This is a genomic window from Siphonobacter curvatus (genome assembly GCF_002943425.1).
In the GTDB taxonomy this organism is placed as follows: Bacteria; Bacteroidota; Bacteroidia; order Cytophagales; family Spirosomataceae; genus Siphonobacter; species Siphonobacter curvatus.
Genome location: NZ_PTRA01000005.1, coordinates 43,342 through 63,069, shown reverse-complemented (window position 1 = coordinate 63,069; position 19,728 = coordinate 43,342). Strand labels below are relative to the sequence as shown.

At 52.2% G+C, this 19,728-nt stretch carries 16 protein-coding genes and 1 riboswitch; of the genes, 12 read left to right on the top strand and 4 right to left on the bottom strand.

Features of this window, described 5'->3' with window-relative positions:
- Window positions 1-33: 33 nt before the first annotated feature.
- Complete coding sequence (locus C5O19_RS20410) at window positions 34-1,122, top strand: Gfo/Idh/MocA family protein (protein ID WP_104715240.1); 1,089 nt, start codon at window positions 34-36, stop codon at window positions 1,120-1,122.
- A gap of 144 nt (window positions 1,123-1,266) precedes the next feature.
- On the top strand, window positions 1,267-2,613 hold the full coding sequence (locus C5O19_RS20405; protein WP_104715239.1) for a peptide MFS transporter: 1,347 nt from the start codon (window positions 1,267-1,269) through the stop codon (window positions 2,611-2,613).
- A gap of 89 nt (window positions 2,614-2,702) precedes the next feature.
- On the opposite strand, the gene C5O19_RS20400 is transcribed toward C5O19_RS20405, so the two are convergent.
- The 3 genes from C5O19_RS20400 to C5O19_RS20390 all read right to left on the bottom strand — a co-directional run bounded on the left by C5O19_RS20400 (window position 2,703) and on the right by C5O19_RS20390 (window position 6,761).
- A complete protein-coding gene (locus C5O19_RS20400) occupies window positions 2,703-2,999 on the bottom strand; it encodes a transcriptional repressor (protein ID WP_104715238.1) in 297 nt (98 codons plus the stop codon).
- Window positions 2,968-5,415 carry an outer membrane beta-barrel protein gene (locus C5O19_RS20395; RefSeq protein ID WP_104715237.1) on the bottom strand — a complete coding sequence of 816 codons (2,448 nt, stop codon included), beginning with the start codon at window positions 5,413-5,415 and terminating at the stop codon, window positions 2,968-2,970. Before C5O19_RS20395 ends, C5O19_RS20400 begins: the two co-directional genes overlap by 32 nt.
- Before the next feature lie 86 nt (window positions 5,416-5,501).
- Window positions 5,502-6,761, bottom strand: a complete 1,260-nt coding sequence (locus C5O19_RS20390; RefSeq protein WP_104715459.1) for a PepSY-associated TM helix domain-containing protein — start codon at window positions 6,759-6,761, stop codon at window positions 5,502-5,504.
- Between the two features lie 435 nt (window positions 6,762-7,196).
- Between C5O19_RS20390 and C5O19_RS20385 the strand changes: the two genes are divergently transcribed.
- From C5O19_RS20385 to cbiB, 6 genes are read left to right on the top strand one after another with little or no spacing between them, the layout of a single operon-like run.
- A complete protein-coding gene (locus tag C5O19_RS20385) occupies window positions 7,197-7,673 on the top strand; it encodes an acetyltransferase (RefSeq protein WP_104715236.1) in 477 nt (158 codons plus the stop codon).
- On the top strand, window positions 7,651-8,304 hold the full coding sequence (locus C5O19_RS20380; RefSeq protein WP_104715235.1) for a class I SAM-dependent methyltransferase: 654 nt from the start codon (window positions 7,651-7,653) through the stop codon (window positions 8,302-8,304). The genes C5O19_RS20385 and C5O19_RS20380 overlap by 23 nt, the downstream gene beginning before the upstream one ends.
- 9 nt (window positions 8,305-8,313) lie before the next feature.
- Window positions 8,314-10,152 (top strand): magnesium chelatase subunit D family protein, encoded by a 1,839-nt coding sequence (locus C5O19_RS20375; protein WP_104715234.1) that lies wholly within the window; start codon window positions 8,314-8,316, stop codon window positions 10,150-10,152.
- 7 nt (window positions 10,153-10,159) lie between these two features.
- Entirely contained in the window at window positions 10,160-11,629 is a 1,470-nt protein-coding gene (locus tag C5O19_RS20370; RefSeq protein WP_104715233.1) for a cobyric acid synthase, read from the top strand.
- A gap of 3 nt (window positions 11,630-11,632) precedes the next feature.
- Window positions 11,633-12,640, top strand: coding sequence for a threonine-phosphate decarboxylase (locus C5O19_RS20365; RefSeq protein WP_104715232.1), 1,008 nt, complete (start codon window positions 11,633-11,635; stop codon window positions 12,638-12,640).
- Window positions 12,628-13,569, top strand: coding sequence for an adenosylcobinamide-phosphate synthase CbiB (gene cbiB, locus C5O19_RS20360; protein WP_104715231.1), 942 nt, complete (start codon window positions 12,628-12,630; stop codon window positions 13,567-13,569). The genes C5O19_RS20365 and cbiB overlap by 13 nt, the downstream gene beginning before the upstream one ends.
- 371 nt (window positions 13,570-13,940) lie before the next feature.
- Here cbiB and C5O19_RS20355 read toward each other — a convergent pair whose 3' ends face one another.
- Window positions 13,941-15,005, bottom strand: a complete 1,065-nt coding sequence (locus C5O19_RS20355; protein ID WP_104715230.1) for an RICIN domain-containing protein — start codon at window positions 15,003-15,005, stop codon at window positions 13,941-13,943.
- A 579-nt stretch (window positions 15,006-15,584) separates the two neighbouring features.
- On the opposite strand from C5O19_RS20355, the gene C5O19_RS20350 reads away from it, so the two are divergent.
- The 4 genes from C5O19_RS20350 to C5O19_RS20335 all read left to right on the top strand — a co-directional run bounded on the left by C5O19_RS20350 (window position 15,585) and on the right by C5O19_RS20335 (window position 19,721).
- The gene (locus C5O19_RS20350) at window positions 15,585-16,193 is read left to right on the top strand and encodes an AAA family ATPase (RefSeq protein WP_104715229.1); all 609 of its coding nucleotides are present in this window, start codon (window positions 15,585-15,587) and stop codon (window positions 16,191-16,193) included.
- A riboswitch (cobalamin riboswitch) is annotated at window positions 16,193-16,464 on the top strand. (Overlaps the previous gene by 1 nt.)
- Window positions 16,465-16,495: 31 nt before the next feature.
- A complete protein-coding gene (locus C5O19_RS20345) occupies window positions 16,496-17,707 on the top strand; it encodes an ABC transporter substrate-binding protein (protein ID WP_243406463.1) in 1,212 nt (403 codons plus the stop codon).
- Window positions 17,704-18,741, top strand: coding sequence for an iron ABC transporter permease (locus C5O19_RS20340; protein ID WP_104715228.1), 1,038 nt, complete (start codon window positions 17,704-17,706; stop codon window positions 18,739-18,741). Before C5O19_RS20345 ends, C5O19_RS20340 begins: the two co-directional genes overlap by 4 nt.
- Window positions 18,738-19,721, top strand: a complete 984-nt coding sequence (locus tag C5O19_RS20335; protein WP_104715227.1) for an ABC transporter ATP-binding protein — start codon at window positions 18,738-18,740, stop codon at window positions 19,719-19,721. Before C5O19_RS20340 ends, C5O19_RS20335 begins: the two co-directional genes overlap by 4 nt.
- The last annotated feature ends 7 nt before the right edge of the window (window positions 19,722-19,728 follow it).

The window sequence follows — 19,728 nt, the reverse complement described above, 5'->3', positions numbered from 1 at the left end:
GTTTGCCCTTTTTGCTTCTGACTTCGTTACCGAATGAAAACTATATTCTTCGTTTGCTTTTTTCTGCTGGGTATGCTGAACCTTCAGGCCCAAAAACCCGTCCGACTGGCCGTAGCTGGTATCACCCACGGTCACGTCCCCTGGATTCTGGGTCGAAAACCGCTGGGCGACATCGAACTGGTGGGCATCTCCGAATCCAATATGGACCTTTCGAAACGCTACGCTGAACGATACCACCTGGATTCCAAACTTTTTTACCGCGATCTGGTACAAATGCTGGATGCCGTCAAACCCGAAGCCGTCGTGGCCTTTGGATCCATTTACGAGCACAAAGCCGTCGTGGAGGCCTGTGCTCCCCGGGGCATTCATGTCATGGTGGAAAAACCGCTGTCTACCAACTTAGCGGATGCAGAACAAATGGCCTCTTTAGCCCGGAAGCATCAAACGCTCTTACTAACCAACTACGAAACGTCCTGGTACCCCAGCATTGAAAAAGCTTATCAGCTCGTTACTGATAGCAGTACCGTGGGAACGTTTAAGAAAATGGTGGTACACACGGGACACGAGGGTCCGAAAGAGATTGGTGTCAATGCCGAATTCTTTAACTGGCTGACGGACCCCGTACAAAATGGCGGTGGTGCCCTGATTGATTTCGGCTGCTACGGAGCCAACCTAATGACGTATTTCATGAAGAATGAAACGCCGCTGTCGGTCACGGCGGTTACGCGACAGTTCAAACCCCAGATTTATCCCAAGGTGGACGATGAGGCCACGATTGTGATCGAATACTCCTCGGCTCAGTGCATTGTACAGGCTTCCTGGAACTGGCCTTTCAGCCGAAAAGATATGGAAGTCTACGGCGATGCGGGCTACGTCATTACGGAAAATACCACGGATTATACAGTCCGTTCTCGTTCGCAAAAAGAGCAGAAACGACGCATTACGAAACAGGAATTGCCCGTTTACGACGATCCGTTTGCTTATTTTGCCGATTTGATCCGGGGAAAAATCAAACCTCATCCGCTGTATTCGCTGGAAAACAACGTGCAGGTGGTACGTATTCTCGAAGCCGCCCGGGAGTCGGCCCGTACGGGAAAGACGGTGCAACTCCGAAAAAAATAAGGACGTATTTTCCTGGAAATCCAGCCTGAGGCAAGGAAGTGACTTTTCCCCGGATGGGGCAAGCCCGGTCCTGCTTCGTCGTTTACAGCCCTGCAATCAGGAGCCCTACCCTTTTTATATCGTATTATTTGTGTTTATTAGCTTATGACTTCTTCCCCCGAAAATCAGTGGTTAGGTCACCCGAAAGGCCTGTTTGTGTTGTTTATGACCGAGCTGTGGGAACGCTTTAGTTTCTACGGCATGCGGGCCATTCTGGTACTGTACCTGACGGCTTCCGTGACGGGGCTGAATCCCGGTCTGGGCTGGACCAACGCCGAAGCCCTGACCTTTTATGGCTGGTACGGCTTCAGTGTGTACATGGCCAGCTTGCCCGGTGGTTACCTCGCCGACCGCTTTCTGGGCCAGAAGAAAACCGTACTGATCGGAGCTCTGCTTCTGGCGATTGGCCATTTGATTCTGGCGATTCAGACCATGTGGGCTTTTTACCTGGGTATCTTTCTAATTGTACTCGGCGTGGGACTTTTGAAACCTAACATCTCGACGATGGTGGGGGGACTGTACGCCCAGCACGATCCTCGCCGGGATAAAGGCTTCACCATTTTTTACATCGGGATCAATCTGGGAGCGGCTTTTGCTCCCATCATGGTGGGCTGGGTTGCCTATCAGTACGGCTGGCATTATGGCTTTGCCCTGGCCGGCATCGGCATGCTGTTGAGTTTGATTCTGTACATTCAGGGCCAAAAACACCTGGCAGAAGTCGGTAATTTTCTCGGCAAAAGTTCTGATCTGGAGGATCGCACAAAACTTAACCAACCCCTCACCCGCGTGGAAAAAGACCGGGTCTGGGTACTGATGCTGTCGTTTTTGATTGTGATCACCTTCTGGGGAGCGTACGAGCAGGCCGGCGGTTTGATGAATTTATACGCCGAACAAAAAACCTACCGGCAGTTTATGGGTATGGAGATTCCGGCGTCCTGGTTTCAGTCCCTCTCCGGTATCTTTGTCATTACGCTCGGTACAGCCGTGGCCAATTTCTGGGCCCGTAATGCTCGCAAGGGTCGGGAAAGCTCTTCCCTGGCGAAAATGGCCATTGGTACCATGATCATGGGTTCGGGCTTTTTCTTCATGACGGCCGCTGCTTTGCAGGCTCAGCAAACCGGGCAGGCGGCCATGTACTGGCTGATTCTGGCGTACCTTTTCCACGTCATTGGTGAGCTGTCTTCCTCGCCGGTGGCCCTTTCATTCATTACCAAACTGGCTCCGGCTCAATACGCTTCGATCATCATGGGAGCGTACTGGGCAGCGACCGGACTAGGCGAGAAACTCGCGGGTCAACTCGGAGCCTGGTCGCAAACCTGGGGTGAACTGGAAACCTTCACTGGGATTGCAGTTTTCTGTATTTTGTTCGGAAGCCTGATCTTACTGCTCCTCAAACCGCTGAAACGACTCACGCACGGAGCGGACGATCATTTCGCCGAGACGACTCCCTAGGAAATTGATTCTAAGTTCGATCACCAAAGGAAGCGGGTGTACAATCTTGGTTAATCAAGATTGTACACCCGCTTCCTTTTTATCCCGTTTCAAAGACGTTCGAAAACGGCCTTCCGGTCTTCCCGGATTTTCTTTTGGGCGAGTTGAGCCTTTACCAGCCAGTTCAGCGAAAGGTACACAGCTCCGATACTGATGCGAACGTGTTCCTGCTTCAACTGCAACCAGACTTGCTCAGCGTCCATCGCCCGTGTGGCTTTTTCCAGGACCATCGCTACCGCGTTTCGTTTGGGCGAATGCCGAATGCCGTGCCGGCTTCCATACGCCCGAATGCGTTCGGTTATGGACAACGTATCCTTACTGTCCTTTGACTCGGTTTTGTACATCATCGGCTCCACTTTTACGGGTTGATCCGGTTTTGAGGTTCTGATTACCAAAACGATAGCTGAACGAAAGCGTAATGACGCGACTATCGAACCGGATGTTCGTGTTCAGATCCAGGTTCTCGTACCGGGCCGTTTGTACCCGGCGGCGTCCCTGAAAAATATCATTAGCCATCAGTTTCAGCGTAGCCTGCTTATTGAGAAGCTGCTTTTGTACCCCCGCTGAAATGACGTAGAAAGGCCGGGTTACGAACACGCCGTATACTGATTTGGAATTGTAGACGCCACTGAGTTCCAGGGACGCTCCCCGACCTAGCTGAAAGGAATTCTGAGCGTTGAAGGTAAAACTGGTAATGCTGTTGTCCAGATCGCCGCCCTTTTGATCGCCCTTGTACTCATTTCGAAAGACGTTGAAAAAATTGCTGGTCGTCCACCACGAGGTAGGTGACTGGGACGCCGAAAAACTGATCCCGTAGTTAATCAGACTTTTCAGGTTTTGTGGACTTTGGAAAGTGGTATTGGTCGAATCGATCTGTCCCATCATCCAGTTGATGACGTCCGAGGTGTAACTATAGTTGAGCGTCGTCGTCAGGAAATTATTGAAGGTATGCCCTAACTCCAGTGAATGCGTCAATTGCGGTTTCAGGAAGGGGTTTCCTTCGTAGTACAGAAAGGGATCCCGAAAAAACCGGAAGGGGTTCAGATCTTCATAATCCGGACGCTCGATGCGGCGGCTGTACGAAAGCTGAAGCCGGTGCTTTTCGTTCAAAGTCTGCGTCAGAAACAGGCTGGGAAAGAGTTGAAAATACTTACGAACCACCAGTGAATCGGACGTAATCTGATGCCCTTTCGTATGCGTGTATTCCCCCCGCAAACCCGCCTGTACGCTAAACGAACCAAACTCCCGGTTGAAGTTTACGTACCCCGCATGAATGGTTTCCTGATAGGTAAAATGATTAGAAGCCGAAAAATCCCTGACCCAGTTAATACCCGACAAGGTGTCGTACTTTACTTCGTTGTCGACGGTTACGTAACTGCTTTTCCAGCCCGTTTCCAGTTTCGTTTTCGTTCCCAGTGGATGCGTGTAATCGGCTTTCCCCACGTATACGTAAGTGGTGGAAGGAATATCGCCCCGACGCGTCGAACGACGACTGGTAAAGGCTCCCGTTTCATCCACATAACGCGTATCGAGCAACTGATTGGATTGAAAACCATTGGCTGAATAGTCCCAGTCGGTTGTCAGTTCCCGGCCCTGCTGTTTGAAGCGGTGGGTATAGTTGAGGTTGTAGGAAAGATTCGACCAGCGGCTGTCGTCGGTATTGGTGCTGCGGGCATCCGCCAGAGTATGACGGGTAATGGTTTGCAGGAGGTTACTGGTGTTGCCATTGTTCGCGTAGGTACCCACGTTTCCGTTGACCACCAGCCCGAGGGTATTCCGGGAATCAAGAAAATAATCTATCCCCGCTTTGAAGTTATTCGTGTACAGGGGCTCATCGGTTACGGTGTTCTGGAATGAGATGCGGCTCGGACTGCTTTCACCCGGATCGCGGAAGCGGCGGGTATAGGACAGCAACTCCTTTTCACCCCGATACGCGTGGTCGTAGCTCCCGAATACGTTCAGGCGATTGCTGCGATAATTGAGGTTCAGGCCCGTTCCGTAACGGTTCTTGCGGCTGCGGGCGACATTGGCGTACACATTGCCGTTGAAGCCGATCCTTTCATTTTTCTTCAGTTGAATGTTGATGATGCCCGAATTTCCGGCGGCATCGTACTTGGCGGAAGGGTTGGTGATGATTTCCACTTTCGAAAGAGCACTCGACGACGTTCCCCGTAACAGCGTAGCCAGTTCCTTCTGCGACAAATAAGTCAACTTTCCATTGATCATGATGGTGGCTCCCTGCTTGCCCTTGAGGGTAATGTTGCCTTCGTCGTCAACGGTAACGCCGGGAGCTTTTTCCAGTACTTCCAGAGCCGTATTGCCTTCCGAAAGAATGCTGTTTTCAATATTCATGACCGTTCGATCGATACGCTGTTCGACCAGGGGCTTTTTTGCCGTCACGGTTAAAGTCTGTAAATCCTGTTCGCCCGGTTGCAGTTTCAGCGTGGGAAGCAGCAGTTGCGGTTGCTTTTCACTCAACGTAAAGCGGGCACTTCGCTGGGGCTGGTAGCCCACGAAGCGAGCTTCTACGTAATAGGCCCCCAAGGGCATGCGGGTAAAGCCAAACTGCCCCAGGGAATCGGATACCGTTCCTTTCACCAGGGTAGAGTCGGCGGCCGAGTAGAGAGCTAGCGTGGCAAATTCAATGGCGATACCCGCAGGATCAGTCACCCGTCCCCGTAGGTCGGTCTGGGCGTAAACGGTACTCGTGATCAGCAGTAGGGCCCAGCGGATGTGTTTCAGGTAATGAGTGGGAAAAGGCATTCGATCTAAGACTTAGTAATAAAAAAAGAAAAGGCGTACTGGACCCGACCGATGGTCGGGTGAAACGGATGGGTGGCTCAAGAGCGTTAGGGTTTCGGTTTCGGCACAAACGTGGGTCGAACCCTTTTGCCGTTGATGGCGGGGGCCTCCCCTGCCGCTTGCGTCTCAGTCACTGGCGTTTTTGAGGACCTACCGGGCGTTTTGCCAGCTGGTTTCTTTTTATTCCGGCGGCCCCACCAGATCAGGAAGCCCGTAATGGGTAGACTAGCTCCGATCAGGCTGGCAAAGAAGGCCATGATTTTACCGGGTAAACCCAGAATACTGCCCACGTGAATGTCATAATTCATCCGACGAAGCTTGACGCCAAAATCCGCTTGTGAGTAAGGGCTGTCGTAAACGGTATTCCGGGGCATGGGCTTGAGCGTATGCTGATCGAACGCATAGGCCTGATGGTTATAAAACTGTCCTGCCGTGGGATAAATGGTGATGTGAATGGGCGATTTCAGATCATTCTTTTCAGGATAGTTGTAGTAAAAGCCCTGGGCTTCAGGGTGCTTGGTCAGCACCGTTGCCCAGGCTTTATCCATAGCCTGCGACTGCGTATAGAAGCGATGAGCCTGTAAGGTATCGGATTCATGGTTGGGGTACTCCGGTAAAGTTTGCCCACCCGACGTTGCCCAGTAGAGGCTCCGGCTGTACCACTCAATGCCGTATACCATGCCCGTCATGGCGATAGCTAGCAAAAAGAGTAGCGAGTAGAAGCCCAGTACATTGTGCAAATCGAGGTTGACGCGTTTGAAGGATGCTCCCCATTTGATGGTAAAGCTTTTTTCCACGGTGCTTTTGCTCCATTTTTTGGGATACCACCAAACTAGTCCGGTAATGAGTTCGAGGACAAAGATCAGTGTCGCATAATTCACGATGGGACGACCGATTTCCCAGGGCAACCACAGGAAGCGATGGCCATTTAAGATGATGCGGAAAAAATCTGCTTCGTCTTTCTGATGTACCTGCTGACGAATGATGGTTCCGGTATAGGGGTGCATTTTAAAGGTATAATGCTCGCCCTCCCAGGGCCCCACGCCGACTTCAATGGCTTTGTCCTGCTGGTAGGAAGCGTAGGTGACGTCCTTACCGGGAAGAATCGCGGCAATAACGGTCTGTACCTGCGAAGGCGTGAGAACCGGGTTTTCCTGCTGGGGGACATTGCTTTCCGGCTCCAGCAGAGACGTAATTTCTTCGTTGAACACCCAAATACAGGCCGTGATACAGACGATAAAAACGATGATTCCGGAGCCTAAGCCCAACCATAAATGCAACCAGTTATTAATTTTCCGGAAGGTCATAGCCGAATAGAATAGATTGAATGCGTTTCGGTACCGGGGGCGAGGGTAAGTACTGGGATTTACCGGATCGATAGCCATTCGCAGCAATCCCTGAAGCCTTCCCGCTACCCCATACCTTTGGTACTTTCCTGGGTAGTTGCATAAGTCGGCCTTTTCCACAGTAGAGTTGGGAAAAAAGAATGGTTGAGGTTAACAAGGGGTGGGGTATCTATAATGTATTACTTCATGTTCCGAAGATCAGGGCTGTTGGCCATCGGTTTCATACATGGCTATTCAGATGGAATCCCTCCGGGGTTAGAGATTAATTATCCCTTTTAAAGATTGTTGCAGCTAATTCAGGAAACCTGTAACATTCTTCCAGAAAAATAAAAACTTCAGGCTTCCGGGGTTTTCTATCTTTGAACGCCTGCAACCGTACAGATCAACCGCAATCCAATGGCAATCACTCTAACTACCGTTCTTCCTGCCGACTATTCCGAACTCACGGACGTTTGGGAAGCTTCCGTCCGGGCCACCCATGATTTTCTTTCCGAAGCCGACATTCAAGCATTCAGACCTTTGATTCTGAATGAATTTCTGGCGATGGTCGATCTGACCGCCGCCCGGAACGAAGTGGGCAAAATCCTGGGCTTCGTGGGCGTTGCCGAACAGAAGGTTGAAATGCTTTTTCTGCACCCAGACGCCCGCGGCAAGGGCCTAGGAAAACAATTGTTACGTCACGCGATTACCCATAAGCAGGCTACTACGGTTGACGTCAACGAACAGAATCCCCAGGCACTGGCTTTTTACGAGCACCTGGGCTTCGTCCGCATCGGTCGGTCGGAGGTAGATGGGATGGGAAAGCCTTATCCTCTGCTGCATTTAGCTTTAATAACCGATTCAATCAGCCATGAATCACCACGAGAAAGTTGAACACCTGAAAGAACTCGCCCGCCAGCTGCGTTGCCCGGAAGGGGACGAAGGCATCCAGACGGGCGAACATATGAACGTCAATAACGCTGGAATGACGGCCCGAACGCTCGAAAAGCTACAGGCCGCCGAGCGTGTCCTTGAAATCGGGCCGGGCAATGCCCAGCACGCCGCCCTGGTACTGGAAAAAGTAAAGCACTACTACGCGGTGGATATTTCGGAAACGATGGTGACCGAGGCCCGGCAACGCAACGCGGCCTGGATTGAGCAGGGCCGCATATACGTTGAGCACATCGACGGGCAGCATCTGCCCTTTCCCGATGCCTTTTTTGACGAAATTTTTACGGTAAATACTATCTACTTCTGGCCCGAACCGCTGGCGTATCTAAAAGAGATGTACCGCTGCCTCAAACCCGGTGGACGGCTACTGCTGGCCTTTGCTACTCAGGATTTTATGGAGCATTTGCCCTTTACGCAGTACGGCTTTGCGTTGTATTCCATCGATACGGCCAGCGATTTATTAACGCAGGCTCGGTTTTCCGTTTCGGATGTGCATCAGGAGGACGAAGAAATTCTAAGTAACGCGGGACACGCCGTCGTTCGTACCTTTGTGGTCGTTAGTGCCCAAAAGTAACGTAGCGTCATGTCGTACCCCTTCTCCGCCCTGGTTGGCCAGGATCAACTTACCCTCGCCCTTTTGCTTTGTGGAATCAACCCGGGTATTGGCGGCGTACTCATTCAGGGCGACAAGGGAACCGCCAAAAGTACCGCTGCCCGGGCACTGGCCGAAATTCTGCCGCCCATTCAGCGGATTGCCGGCTCCCGCTTCAATACGGAACCCGGTCAGATTCTAGACTTTGATGCGGTCAGCCAGTCTGGCGAGTACGAAATCGAAGAAGTAGCCGTACCCCTGGTAAACCTGCCTTTAGGTGCCACTGAAGATCGGCTACTGGGTCAGCTTGATCTGGAAAGCGTCCTCAACGAACGCCGCCGGGCCCTCCAGCCGGGTCTGTTGGCTCAGGTTCACCGGGGTATTCTGTACATTGATGAAGTCAATTTATTACCGGACCATTTGGTGGATGTACTGCTCGATGTAGCCGCCTCGGGCATCAATACCGTCCAGCGGGAAGGCTTGTCGGTAAGCCACCCCTCGCGGTTTGTACTCATCGGTACTATGAATCCTGAAGAAGGAGCCTTACGCCCACAGTTTCTGGACCGCTTTGGTCTGATGGTCAACGTACAGGCTCCGGATTCCATTGCCGAGCGTACCGAAGTGGTGCGTCGTCGCATGGCCTATGATCAGGCCCCGCAGGCGTTCATGCACGACTGGCAGCCCGCCCAGGTGGCCCTACGGGCTCGCATTGCTCAGGCCCGCGAGCGACTGCCGCAGGTACAGATGCCCGAGGGATTGCTCACCCTCATCAGTCAGCTCTGTACCCAATTACAGATCAGTAGCTTACGGGCCGATCTCGTTCTCTACAAAACGGCGATTACCCTGGCTGCTTTTGAGGGTCGAATAGAAGTAGAAGCCGCGGACATTAAACGAGCTGCGGAATTAGTCCTCCCCCATCGACGACGCAAAAAGCCCTTCGAATCTCCGTCCTTCCATTCGTCTGAACTGGACGATTTGATGAATACCCCACCCCCGCCGCTACCCCAGCCGGAGCCGGAAACCGAACCAGCCAAAGAAGAAGTACTGGGCGTAGCTCCCGGTGCCGAGCCCCCAGCTTTGACCGTTGAAAACCATTCGATGGAGGCGTTGAACGGACGCCGGAGTGAAATAGCCCGGACGCCCCGTGGCTTCAAAACCCAGACGGTACCGAGCACCTCTCCTACTGACCTGGCTCTGACGGCCAGCGTACAGCAGGCCCTGATCCGGGATCCGGAGACGTTTCAGCTTTCGCGGCAAGACCTTCACCAAACGATACGAACCGGAAAAACCGGACATTTCATTCTTTTCGTGGTAGATGCTTCGGGTTCCATGGCGGCTAGTCGGCGAATGGAAGCGGTGAAAGGCAGTGTACTCCGTCTGCTTACTGACGCTTACCAACGCCGTGATACGGTGGCGGTCATTGCCTTTCGGGGCGTAGAAGCTCAGTTGCTTCTGGAACCTACGCAAAGCGTCGAACGGGCGGAAGTGGCTCTGCGTACCCTGCCTACGGGTGGACGGACGCCCTTACCCCAAGCCTTACAGCTGGCTCTTGACGTATTGAAACAGCAACCCGAAAATCCCTTACTGATTATCCTAAGCGATGGCAAAGCTAACGTACCCCTGCCCGGCGGTGGCGATGCCTGGCAGCAAACGCTGGAACTGGCGACCAACCTGCGTACAATTCCCGCCCTGGTACTCGATACCGACACGGCTTACGTGCGACTGGGACGGGCGAGTGAGCTGGCACAGACCCTAGGAGCCGAATGTGTATCTTTGGAAGATTTTTCTGCCGAAACCCTTACCCGAACGGTCTCCGGACGGATGTTATAAGAGCCAAATGAATGCTTCACTTCGCCCAATTATGTTCGTGGGCACAGCCTCTGATGTGGGCAAAAGTGTGATTACCGCCGGATTCTGCCGGATTTTTAAACAGGATGGCTATTCTCCGGCTCCTTTCAAGGCTCAGAATATGTCGTTGAACAGTTACGCAACGCCCGAAGGACTGGAAATGGGCCGTGCTCAGGCCGTGCAGGCCGAAGCGGCGGGCATTCCCTGCCACACGGACATGAATCCAGTGCTGCTTAAGCCGACTACCGATCAGCGTTCGCAGGTCATTCTGAACGGGAAACCCGTTGGTACGCAGTCCGCGTATGAATATTTCCGCACGCAGGATCGGCAGGAATTATTCGCCGAAGTAACGCGGGCTTTCGACCGACTTTCGGCTCGGCACTCTCCCATCGTACTGGAAGGAGCTGGGAGCATTTCGGAGCTTAACCTGAAACACCGCGACATCACCAACCTACGCATGGCCCGGCACGCCGGAGCGGCCACTTATCTCATTGGTGACATCGACCGGGGTGGTTTGTTCGGGAGTGTCTACGGTACCATTGCTCTGCTAAGCCCCGAAGAACGGGCTTGCATGAAAGGTATCTTGGTGAACAAGTTTCGCGGCGATGCCCGACTGTTTGCCGATGGGAAACAGATGCTGGAAGAGCTGACGGGTCTGCCCGTGGTGGGTATTCTGCCCTATTTCAAAGATATTTTTATTGAAGCTGAAGACTCTCTGGCTCTGGAATACAAAAAACGAGTCGCCCAAACCCAGAAAATCAATGTAGCCGTTGTGCATTTGAATCGACTTTCAAACTTCACGGATTTCGACCGACTGGAGAATGACCCCCGCGTCCATTTGTACTATACTCGCGAAGCTGACGAACTGGCGAAGGCTGACATCGTTATTTTGCCCGGCAGTAAAAATACCATTGATGACTTGCTGATTCTGAAACAAAGTGGGCTCGATCAGAGCATTGTGCGGGCTCATCGGGCGGGCAAAACGGTCATTGGCATTTGCGGTGGCTATCAGATGCTGGGCCAGAGCGTGGAAGATCCGCAGGGCGTGGAAAGTGCTATTCCAAGTATCGCCGGACTGGGGATTTTGCCCATCCAGACGGTACTACAACCCGTCAAAACCACTGTTCAGCGGCAGTTTCGCTATCGCCAGGAATCTTCCTGGTGCACGGGCTACGAAATTCACATGGGGGAAAGTCGCCCGTTAGGACCTGAACAGCCGCTGACGGTTTTCGAAGATGGACAATCGGATGGTTACTTTCTGAATGAGCGATGCTGGGGCACGTACCTGCACGGCATTCTGGATAATGAGGTGGTAATCGAAGAGCTTTTGTCCGCATATACCACCGAGTCGGTAAGCTTCGATTACGCCGCCTACAAACAGGAACAGTATGATCGACTGGCGGATCTCATTCGTCAGCACGTAGATATGGAGCAGATTTACGCTCATTTGAAAAGCTAAGGTATGTTGCAGGGACACGGCGATGATGGGTATCAGTATGGAAAGCCCATTCTCGCGGATTTTAGTACAAACGTTTGGTACGGGGGCGAACCCGCCGGGCTAAAAGCCTATCTGTTTGACCGCTGGTCGAGCATCAATCGCTATCCGGAAGTGCTGGCTGAAAGTTTGATTGAGCGGTTATCGGTTCATCATCAGCAGGCTCCCACGCAGTTTCTGGTGAATAGTGGTACGACCGAAAGTATTTACCTCGTTGCCCAGGCTTTTGCGGGAAGTCGTACCACCATTGTGATTCCCGCATTTGCTGAATACGAAGATGCTACCCGGATGCACGGGCATACCCTGACGTTTTTGCCCTGGGAGCAAACGGAGGCCCTGCCCGAGAGCGATCTCGTTTTTATCTGCAATCCCAATAATCCCACGGGAGCCGTTTTTCAGAAGCTGGACTACTGGCTTCAAACGTACCCGCAAACGGTATTCGTCGTGGATGAGGCCTTTATTGATTTCACCCGAGCCATTGACTCCTGCGAATCGCTGATCGCGTCGTATGGGAATCTGATTATCCTGCGGTCGCTTACGAAAACTTACGCGATACCGGGCCTTCGGTTGGGTTACGTGATGGCTCAGGAAAACGGCATCGAACGATTGAAGCGGTACAAGCAGCCGTGGACCGTCAACGCCCTGGCTCTGGCCGCTGGGCATTTTATTTTCGAACACTTTGATGCCATTCAGCTTCCACTGGATCAGCTTTTAATCGATAAAGAAAAGGTGGTAACTGCCCTGCGAACCCATTCGGGACTTCGGATTCACAACAGCCATACGCACTTTTTTTTGGGGGAGACGCTCGACAATACCGCCGCTGAGTTAAAACGCTATCTGCTCGAATCGCACGGCTTACTCATTCGGGATGCCAGTAATTTTCGGGGCTTAAGTCCTCGTCACTTTCGGATCGCTACGCGTACGCCCGAAGAAAACCAGTGGCTCCTCAACGCCCTTCAGACATGGCCTTGTTAACTTTTTTTCCGCTGATTTTCGGCTACGGGCTGGATTTGGTAATCGGTGATCCGGACCACTGGCCCCACCCCATTCGGCTTTTTGGTACGACGATCTACAAGGGCGAACGTTGGTTGAATCAGGGTCGGTATCGATTCTGGAAAGGAGGTTTGTTTGCTGTAGTATTGATTATCACCGTCTTTTCCTGCTTTTGGGGACTGGAACGGTTACTCTCCGCAGGCCCCTGGTGGATTGCCGGACTGGTTCATGGCGTCTTCATCTGGTATGGGTTAGCCAATCATAACCTGATCCGCGAAGGCCAACAGGTATTTACCGTACTCGATACGCAGGGGCTGGAAGCGGGGCGTAAGCAATTATCCCGCATTGTGGGTCGTGATACGTCCCAGCTCAGTGCTCAGCAAATTCGTATTGCCGTACTGGAAACCATGTCCGAAAACCTAAGTGACGGCGTAATTGCTCCGCTTTTCTATTATGCACTGGCGGGCATTCCGGGTATGATGGCGTACAAAATGGTCAATACGCTCGATTCCATGATTGGTTACCGCAATCCGCGTTATGAGCAATTCGGCAAGGTTGCTGCTCGCATCGACGATGTAGCTAACTTCATTCCCGCCCGACTCACGGCCCTACTGATGGTACTGGTAACGACGAGCGGCCGGGGGCTCCGCTTCATTTTCCGATACGGTCATCAGCACAAAAGCCCCAACGCGGGGTATCCCGAAGCGGCTCTGGCGGGCATTCTTAACTGCCGATTCGGCGGCACTAACGTCTACCACGGCATCCGCGTAGAAAAGCCGTACCTGGGTGAACAGGAGCGAATGATTGAACCGCACGAAATCAAACGCGTAAGCTGGATCAACCACGCCTGCTGTCTGGTGATGGTGCTGGGTTGCTTGGCTTGGAACGCGTGGAAACAGGGTGCGTGGTAGAGAAGAGTAATGGGCAATGTTCACCTGTTTCCTATTTGACAACGTAATTTCTATGCTATTAAATCGTCTTTTTAGATAGTTTGGATATTAGCAATCTTATACTTCTGTAAGCACAGCTTAATATCGTTTGATTCTTCCTTATCATCCACTCGTTGACTTTTGCCGATTTCATTTATTCAGGTAATTCAATCACCGGTTTTTGGGTACTTTCAGGTCGTTCCAACAACGTTGGTGTTTCTACATACGTTTTCATAAATCCACCCTCTAGGGTAACACTCACAACCAAAAAACCTCCCAACGTAGTTTTTCAACTACATCAGGAGGTCCCTTCTATCTACGCTACTACTGGGCGGGTTTACTTTTTAATCGTATCACATCCCATCGGTCCGCATTGCATATACCAGTTTTACGTGACGATAAGCGTTAATCTCCGACCATTCATTATCGTAATTCAGTCCATACGGCCAGAAGTGACTTCCGCCGGTATTGATGACCGCATTCGGACCATCGAAGGTCTTAATAGTGGCGACGGCATTTGCTCCCGTGAAGGGTCCCGTAGACGTGTTGGAATACCAGCCCCCCGAGATGCCTACACCCCAGGTATGTCCGATTTCGTGCATGGCCGTACGCGTGTTTTGATAACTAGGATTACCCCCGAAGCGAATGTTTCCGTTGGTATTACCGTCGGCGGTCTGTACACCAGTGTTATACTCAACGGTCAGGGTTCTGGCGGGCCAATTGGCAAAACGGTTATAGCGGGCACAGGCGTCATTCATGGCACTGGTAATCCGGGCCCGTACATCATCGGGTACGTTAGACGTCGTTAAAACCCAGCCTAACTGCCCTGCTTCCTGGGCTTTAATCAAGGCCCACTGCTGGTTTTCTCCACCCCAATACCCCCATTGTTTGATCTCGGCCAGATCGTCGATCGACTGGTTGAATACATCCAGATCTTTGCCACTGTTCCGATTAATAATGCGATAATAACCATCCCCTAAGGCCAAAAATTGCCATTGTTGCTGGTTGGCTCCGGTGTAGTTGGCGATGCTAATGTCTCCACCATCGGTCGTTGAACTTTGTACCACTTCCAACGCACGTTGACTTTGCACCCCTACAATGGAATAAAATCCACCCGAAAGCTGGGTCAGCGTCCATTCCTGATTACTGGCTCCGGTTCCACCGTACTGGACAATATTAGAACCTGAAGCCGTCTGTAAACCTTCCACATCCAGCATTTTTCCGCTGCGTCGATTCACAATAAAGAACCGGCCATTCGCAGCGGTTTGCAGAGTTTCTGAGGCAGGAACGCGAGCCCCTTTAGAGCTGACTACAACGTTAGATTCAGGTTTGGGTTGGGTTAAGTTTTCTTTTTGGCAACTGGTTACCAAAGCCAGGATCGCCAGAGCGAGTCCTTTTAAACTTACTTGCGTTTTCATAGTAATAGAGTGTTATTGACATGTGGTGTACATACCCATGCTTATGTACAATGTTTGGGGTGAACAAGAGAGCATGAGAAAAGCAGTGGCTAAGCGGCTTTCTCCTGTAGCGTTATTTCCTAACGAGGAATGAAGCAGGAAGGGCGGAAGTAGTGCATCTGAAGTGATTCCATCTAGTTAGTTTTGGCGGTGAACACGATGAACAGATTTGTACTTATTGAAAACCCGCCGTACCTAAAAGCGTAAGCGGGAAGCAATCTGATGAAAAAGTTTTAGTGAAGAAATGGGGTGACTAATTTCTTCAAGGACGCTTTACAACATCAGGCATGCGTTTGATGCTCCTATGCAATTACCCTTGTTGACATACTCCATTAGTTCTAGTTTTTTATAAAAAAATACAAAAAAACATTATCGTAAGGTAAGACAAGGCCTATCCGATTGGAGTAGGAACGGCACAGATCTATAGTTTGCTGATTCGTATGACTTATCCGATTACTGCCTAGTATTGCCAAATCCACTTTTAGCATCCGGTTGGTCTGACCATCAGAATCGGTATTTTTGTGGGTCAAACTTTAGGCAATGCAGCGAATCATCATCTCAGGAGGACCCGGAGCCGGTAAGAGTACCTTACTTGAAGCATTACAGGACCGGGGGTATTCTACTTCAGCCGAAGTATCGCGACTCCTGATTCAGGAACAGGTACAGCTGGATTCCAAGCGGGTTCCCTGGAACGATCTGAGCGGTTTTGCCGGGCTGGCTTTGGAACGAATGCAAAGGGCCTATCAACAAGCTCAGGGACCGCTGACGTTTTTCGACCGGGGCATTCCTGATATTCTGGCGTATCTACGGGTGGGCAACATTCCGGTGGAACCAGAGTGGATACAGGTGGCCCGCCAATACCCTTACGCTCCCTGGGTGCTGATGGCTCCGCCCTGGAAAGAAATTTACGTCAACGACGCCGAACGCTGGCAGACCTTTGCCGAAGCCACACGGCTGTACGAAACTCTATCGGAGGTGTATCAGTCGCTGGGCTATCAGCTGATCGTACTTCCCCAGGTTTCTGTGGCTGAACGCGTGGCTTTTGTGGAAAGTATACTGGAAAAAGGATCGCTACCTGATTTTATCCCGGAGTCCGGTTTTTGTCAATCAGGCAAGCTTCGTGTTAGTGACCCGACAATTTCTTCGTAGTTTTGCGGCCCCATCCAGGTAACCGTCGTGAGGCGACGGTTTGAAAAGGGAATCCGGTGCAATTCCGGAACAGTCTCCGCTGCTGTAAGTTCTGCAAGAGTTTTGAGTGTTGCGTTTAGCGTTCTGAGTTGTTGAGAATACTCCAAACACTAAACTCAAAACCCTAAACTCCCAACATTTCCTAACAAGATACGCCACTGTACCCTCTTGGGTATGGGAAGGGGTTGGGAAGAGAACGAGTCAGAAGACCTGCCTGAGTGGTTAACCCCCGACAGCTTTCGGAAGAAAAGCTCGTACGAATCATGATGCATCCTTTGTTTACTTTTCCGCAGAAATGTATGCGGCAATGGGCTTCACTGTTGGTAGTGGCAGCCTTCACGCTGGGTTTACTGAGCCAGTGTAGTTCCACCTCTTCCGTTGCTGAACAGGGCGAAGCGGCCGTTAAACACGACTACTTTCCCGAGAAAGTCCAGATCAAACACGCCAAAGGTTTTCGGATTACCTACCGCTCGCATTATAAAGTGGTACAGATTATGAGTCCCTTTGAAAAGAGCACGGATACGGCGACCTACGTTCTCCTGCAACGCGGTACGCCCCGCCCGAAAGGGTACGAGAATAGTCAGCTCATTGAGATTCCTCTGCGTTCGCTGGTGGCAATGTCGTCCATGCATATTGGACTGGTTAGTTTTCTTGACGCCGAAGCTATTCTGGTAGGACTGGGCGATCTCAAGTACGTATCTTCCGAAAAAGTCATTGCTCGTATCAACGAAAAGAAAATTACGCAGGTGGGCAAAGATCAGACGCTCAACGAAGAAACGCTGGTCGCCATGCACCCCGATCTGGTAATGGCCGTGGGGCAACCCAATGCCCGCATGGATCGCTACCAGACGCTCAATGCCGCCGGAGTACCTGTACTGATCAACTCCGAGTGGGTCGAAACGACACCGCTGGGCCGGGCCGAATGGGTGAAGCTGCTGGCGGCGTTACTTAATCAGGAAGAACAGGTGAATCAGCGATTTGCCGCCGTAGAAAAGGAATACAATCGACTCAAATCCCTGACCCGTTCGGTCAAAACACGGCCCAGTATCATCACCGGTACCAGCTATAAAGATTCCTGGTTTGTACCCAATGGCAATAGTTACATGGCTCAGTTTTTCCGCGATGCCGGAGCTACTTACCACTGGAATGCCACCCGGGCCACGGGCAGTTTGCCGCTTAACTTCGAGGCCGTGTATCCCATTGGACTACAGGCCGATTACTGGTTGAATGTAGGCATCAGCGGACGAGATACGAAAAAAGACATCCTGGCCCGAGACGCCCGTTACGGAGATTTTAAAGCCTTCAAAACCGGCCAGTTGTATAACTACAGCAAGCGAACCAACGCCCGGGGATCAAACGATTACTGGGAATCGGGAGCTGTTCATCCGGAGCGGGTACTGGGCGATCTGATTAAAATTCTGCATCCCGAACTCCTGCCCGATTACGAACTGTATTATTACAAACAACTCCAATGACACCACGCCTGCGACTCGTGCTGGGTTTACTCCTGGCAGCAACGGTAGTTGGTTTTCTGGTGAACCTTACCCTGGGTTCCGTAGCCATTCCGCTTCGAGAAGTGGTACGTATCGTACTTCACCATGAATCCGAACAGACGGCTTGGCTATTTATCGTTGAAAAAATTCGTATTCCCAAGGCCTGTACCGCCGTGCTGGTCGGCTGGGGATTATCCGTGAGTGGGCTGCAAATGCAAACGCTTTTTCGCAATCCGCTGGCTGGCCCCTCCGAACTGGGTATTACCGCCGGGGCGGGTCTGGGCGTGGCGGCGGTGATGCTGGGTAGTGGGAGCGTTACCAGTCTATACGCCATCCGACAACTGGGGCTTTCCGGGAGCTGGCTAATTGTGGGCATGGCTTCGCTGGGTTCTGCTCTGGTACTGGGACTGGTCCTGCTCATTGCCGGACGACTCCGCGACCATGTGGTTCTGTTGCTGGTCGGGGTAATGGTCGGCACGATTACCTTTTCCGTCATTAGTATCTGGCAGTATTTCAGTCAGCCCGAACAGATTCAGGAATATTTACTCTGGACCTTTGGTTCGCTGGGTGGCGTACTCGGGTCACACCTGTACGTGCTCTCCGGCGTGGTCCTGCTGGGACTGGTTCTAGCCTTTGCCTCTTCCAAAGCACTAAATGCTTTACTGCTGGGAGAGGCCTACGCCCGTAGTATGGGGCTGACCGTTCGGCGGGCCCGCACCCTGATTATTGCCAGTACAAGTCTGCTTACGGGCAGTATCACCGCGTTTTGCGGTCCGATTGGGTTCATTGGCATTGCCGTACCGCACCTGACCCGTTCGTTGCTGGGCACCTCTAATCACCGCATTCTCATTCCGGCGAATGGCCTCATAGGTAGTCTGTTGATGTTATTATGCGACAGCATTGCCCAGCTTCCCGGTACGCAATCGATCTTACCCATCAATGTAGTGACGTCCTTACTGGGGGCTCCGGTGGTGATCTGGATGCTTGTCAGTCGTCATAAATCCGTTTTTGTATGAGCCAGCCGCTACTAACGACCCATGACCTGCGGATTGGTTACCCAACGAAATCCGTTGCTGGGCCTCTCAATCTGAGCTTGCAGCCGGGTCAGTTGGTCGGTTTGCTGGGTCCCAACGGAGCGGGCAAATCGACGTTGATGCGAACCCTTTCGGGTTTACAGGCGGCCTTAAGTGGCGAAATTCACCTGAACGGGCAGGTACTAGCCAGCCTCGCTCCTACTGATCTGGCCCGAAAACTCAGTCTGGTCCTGACCGAACGCGTCGAATCCGGACACCTACGGGTTCGCGAACTGGTAGCTCTGGGCCGCACGCCGTACACCAATTGGTTGGGCAGTCTGACTGCGGAAGATCAGCGTAAGGTGGACTGGGCCTTGGAATTGACGGGAACCACGGCCTTTGCCGATCGACGCATCTCCCAGCTTAGCGATGGCGAACGGCAGAAGGTCATGCTCGCCCGGGCACTGGCTCAGGATACCGATCTGATTTTGCTGGATGAACCCACCGCTCACCTGGATTTACCGAGTCGGGTGGAGTTGATGCGACTGCTACACGAGCTGGCCCGGCAAACGGGAAAGGCCATTCTGCTTTCCACGCACGAACTGGATCTGGCCCTGCAGGCCGCCGACCAGTTATGGCTCATGGGAACCAACGGCCGTTTTGCTCAGGGTGTCCCCGAAGATTTGGTTCTCAACGGTGCGTTTGAGAGGGCCTTTACGGCTACTGGTTTTGTGTTTGATCGTCTTACGGGGACTTTCCAGCTGTACCCCTCCCCTACGGGCCCTGCCGTACAACTGACGGGCGAAGCCGGTTCGTTGTTCTGGACCCGGCGGGCCTTGTGGCGGGAAGGCTACCGCACGGAGCCTGGGGCTGCCCTTTCCGTGGAGGTACAGTCCGATCGCTGGCTGATTGATGGAGCCGTTGCGGTCACTTCCATCCAGGCATTACTTGAAGAACTTTCCAAACGGCTCAAGGGCCGATAACTCATCT

Excerpts from the sequence above, each read along its gene's own strand:
- C5O19_RS20410 (WP_104715240.1), top strand. The coding sequence starts at position 34 with ATGAAAACTATATTCTTCGTTTGCTTTTTTCTGCTGGGTATGCTGAAC.
- C5O19_RS20405 (WP_104715239.1), top strand. The coding sequence starts at position 1,267 with ATGACTTCTTCCCCCGAAAATCAGTGGTTAGGTCACCCGAAAGGCCTG.
- C5O19_RS20400 (WP_104715238.1), bottom strand. The coding sequence starts at position 2,999 with ATGATGTACAAAACCGAGTCAAAGGACAGTAAGGATACGTTGTCCATA.
- C5O19_RS20395 (WP_104715237.1), bottom strand. The coding sequence starts at position 5,415 with ATGCCTTTTCCCACTCATTACCTGAAACACATCCGCTGGGCCCTACTG.
- C5O19_RS20390 (WP_104715459.1), bottom strand. The coding sequence starts at position 6,761 with ATGACCTTCCGGAAAATTAATAACTGGTTGCATTTATGGTTGGGCTTA.
- C5O19_RS20385 (WP_104715236.1), top strand. The coding sequence starts at position 7,197 with ATGGCAATCACTCTAACTACCGTTCTTCCTGCCGACTATTCCGAACTC.
- C5O19_RS20380 (WP_104715235.1), top strand. The coding sequence starts at position 7,651 with ATGAATCACCACGAGAAAGTTGAACACCTGAAAGAACTCGCCCGCCAG.
- C5O19_RS20375 (WP_104715234.1), top strand. The coding sequence starts at position 8,314 with ATGTCGTACCCCTTCTCCGCCCTGGTTGGCCAGGATCAACTTACCCTC.
- C5O19_RS20370 (WP_104715233.1), top strand. The coding sequence starts at position 10,160 with ATGAATGCTTCACTTCGCCCAATTATGTTCGTGGGCACAGCCTCTGAT.
- C5O19_RS20365 (WP_104715232.1), top strand. The coding sequence starts at position 11,633 with ATGTTGCAGGGACACGGCGATGATGGGTATCAGTATGGAAAGCCCATT.
- cbiB (WP_104715231.1), top strand. The coding sequence starts at position 12,628 with ATGGCCTTGTTAACTTTTTTTCCGCTGATTTTCGGCTACGGGCTGGAT.
- C5O19_RS20355 (WP_104715230.1), bottom strand. The coding sequence starts at position 15,005 with ATGAAAACGCAAGTAAGTTTAAAAGGACTCGCTCTGGCGATCCTGGCT.
- C5O19_RS20350 (WP_104715229.1), top strand. The coding sequence starts at position 15,585 with ATGCAGCGAATCATCATCTCAGGAGGACCCGGAGCCGGTAAGAGTACC.
- C5O19_RS20345 (WP_243406463.1), top strand. The coding sequence starts at position 16,496 with ATGATGCATCCTTTGTTTACTTTTCCGCAGAAATGTATGCGGCAATGG.
- C5O19_RS20340 (WP_104715228.1), top strand. The coding sequence starts at position 17,704 with ATGACACCACGCCTGCGACTCGTGCTGGGTTTACTCCTGGCAGCAACG.
- C5O19_RS20335 (WP_104715227.1), top strand. The coding sequence starts at position 18,738 with ATGAGCCAGCCGCTACTAACGACCCATGACCTGCGGATTGGTTACCCA.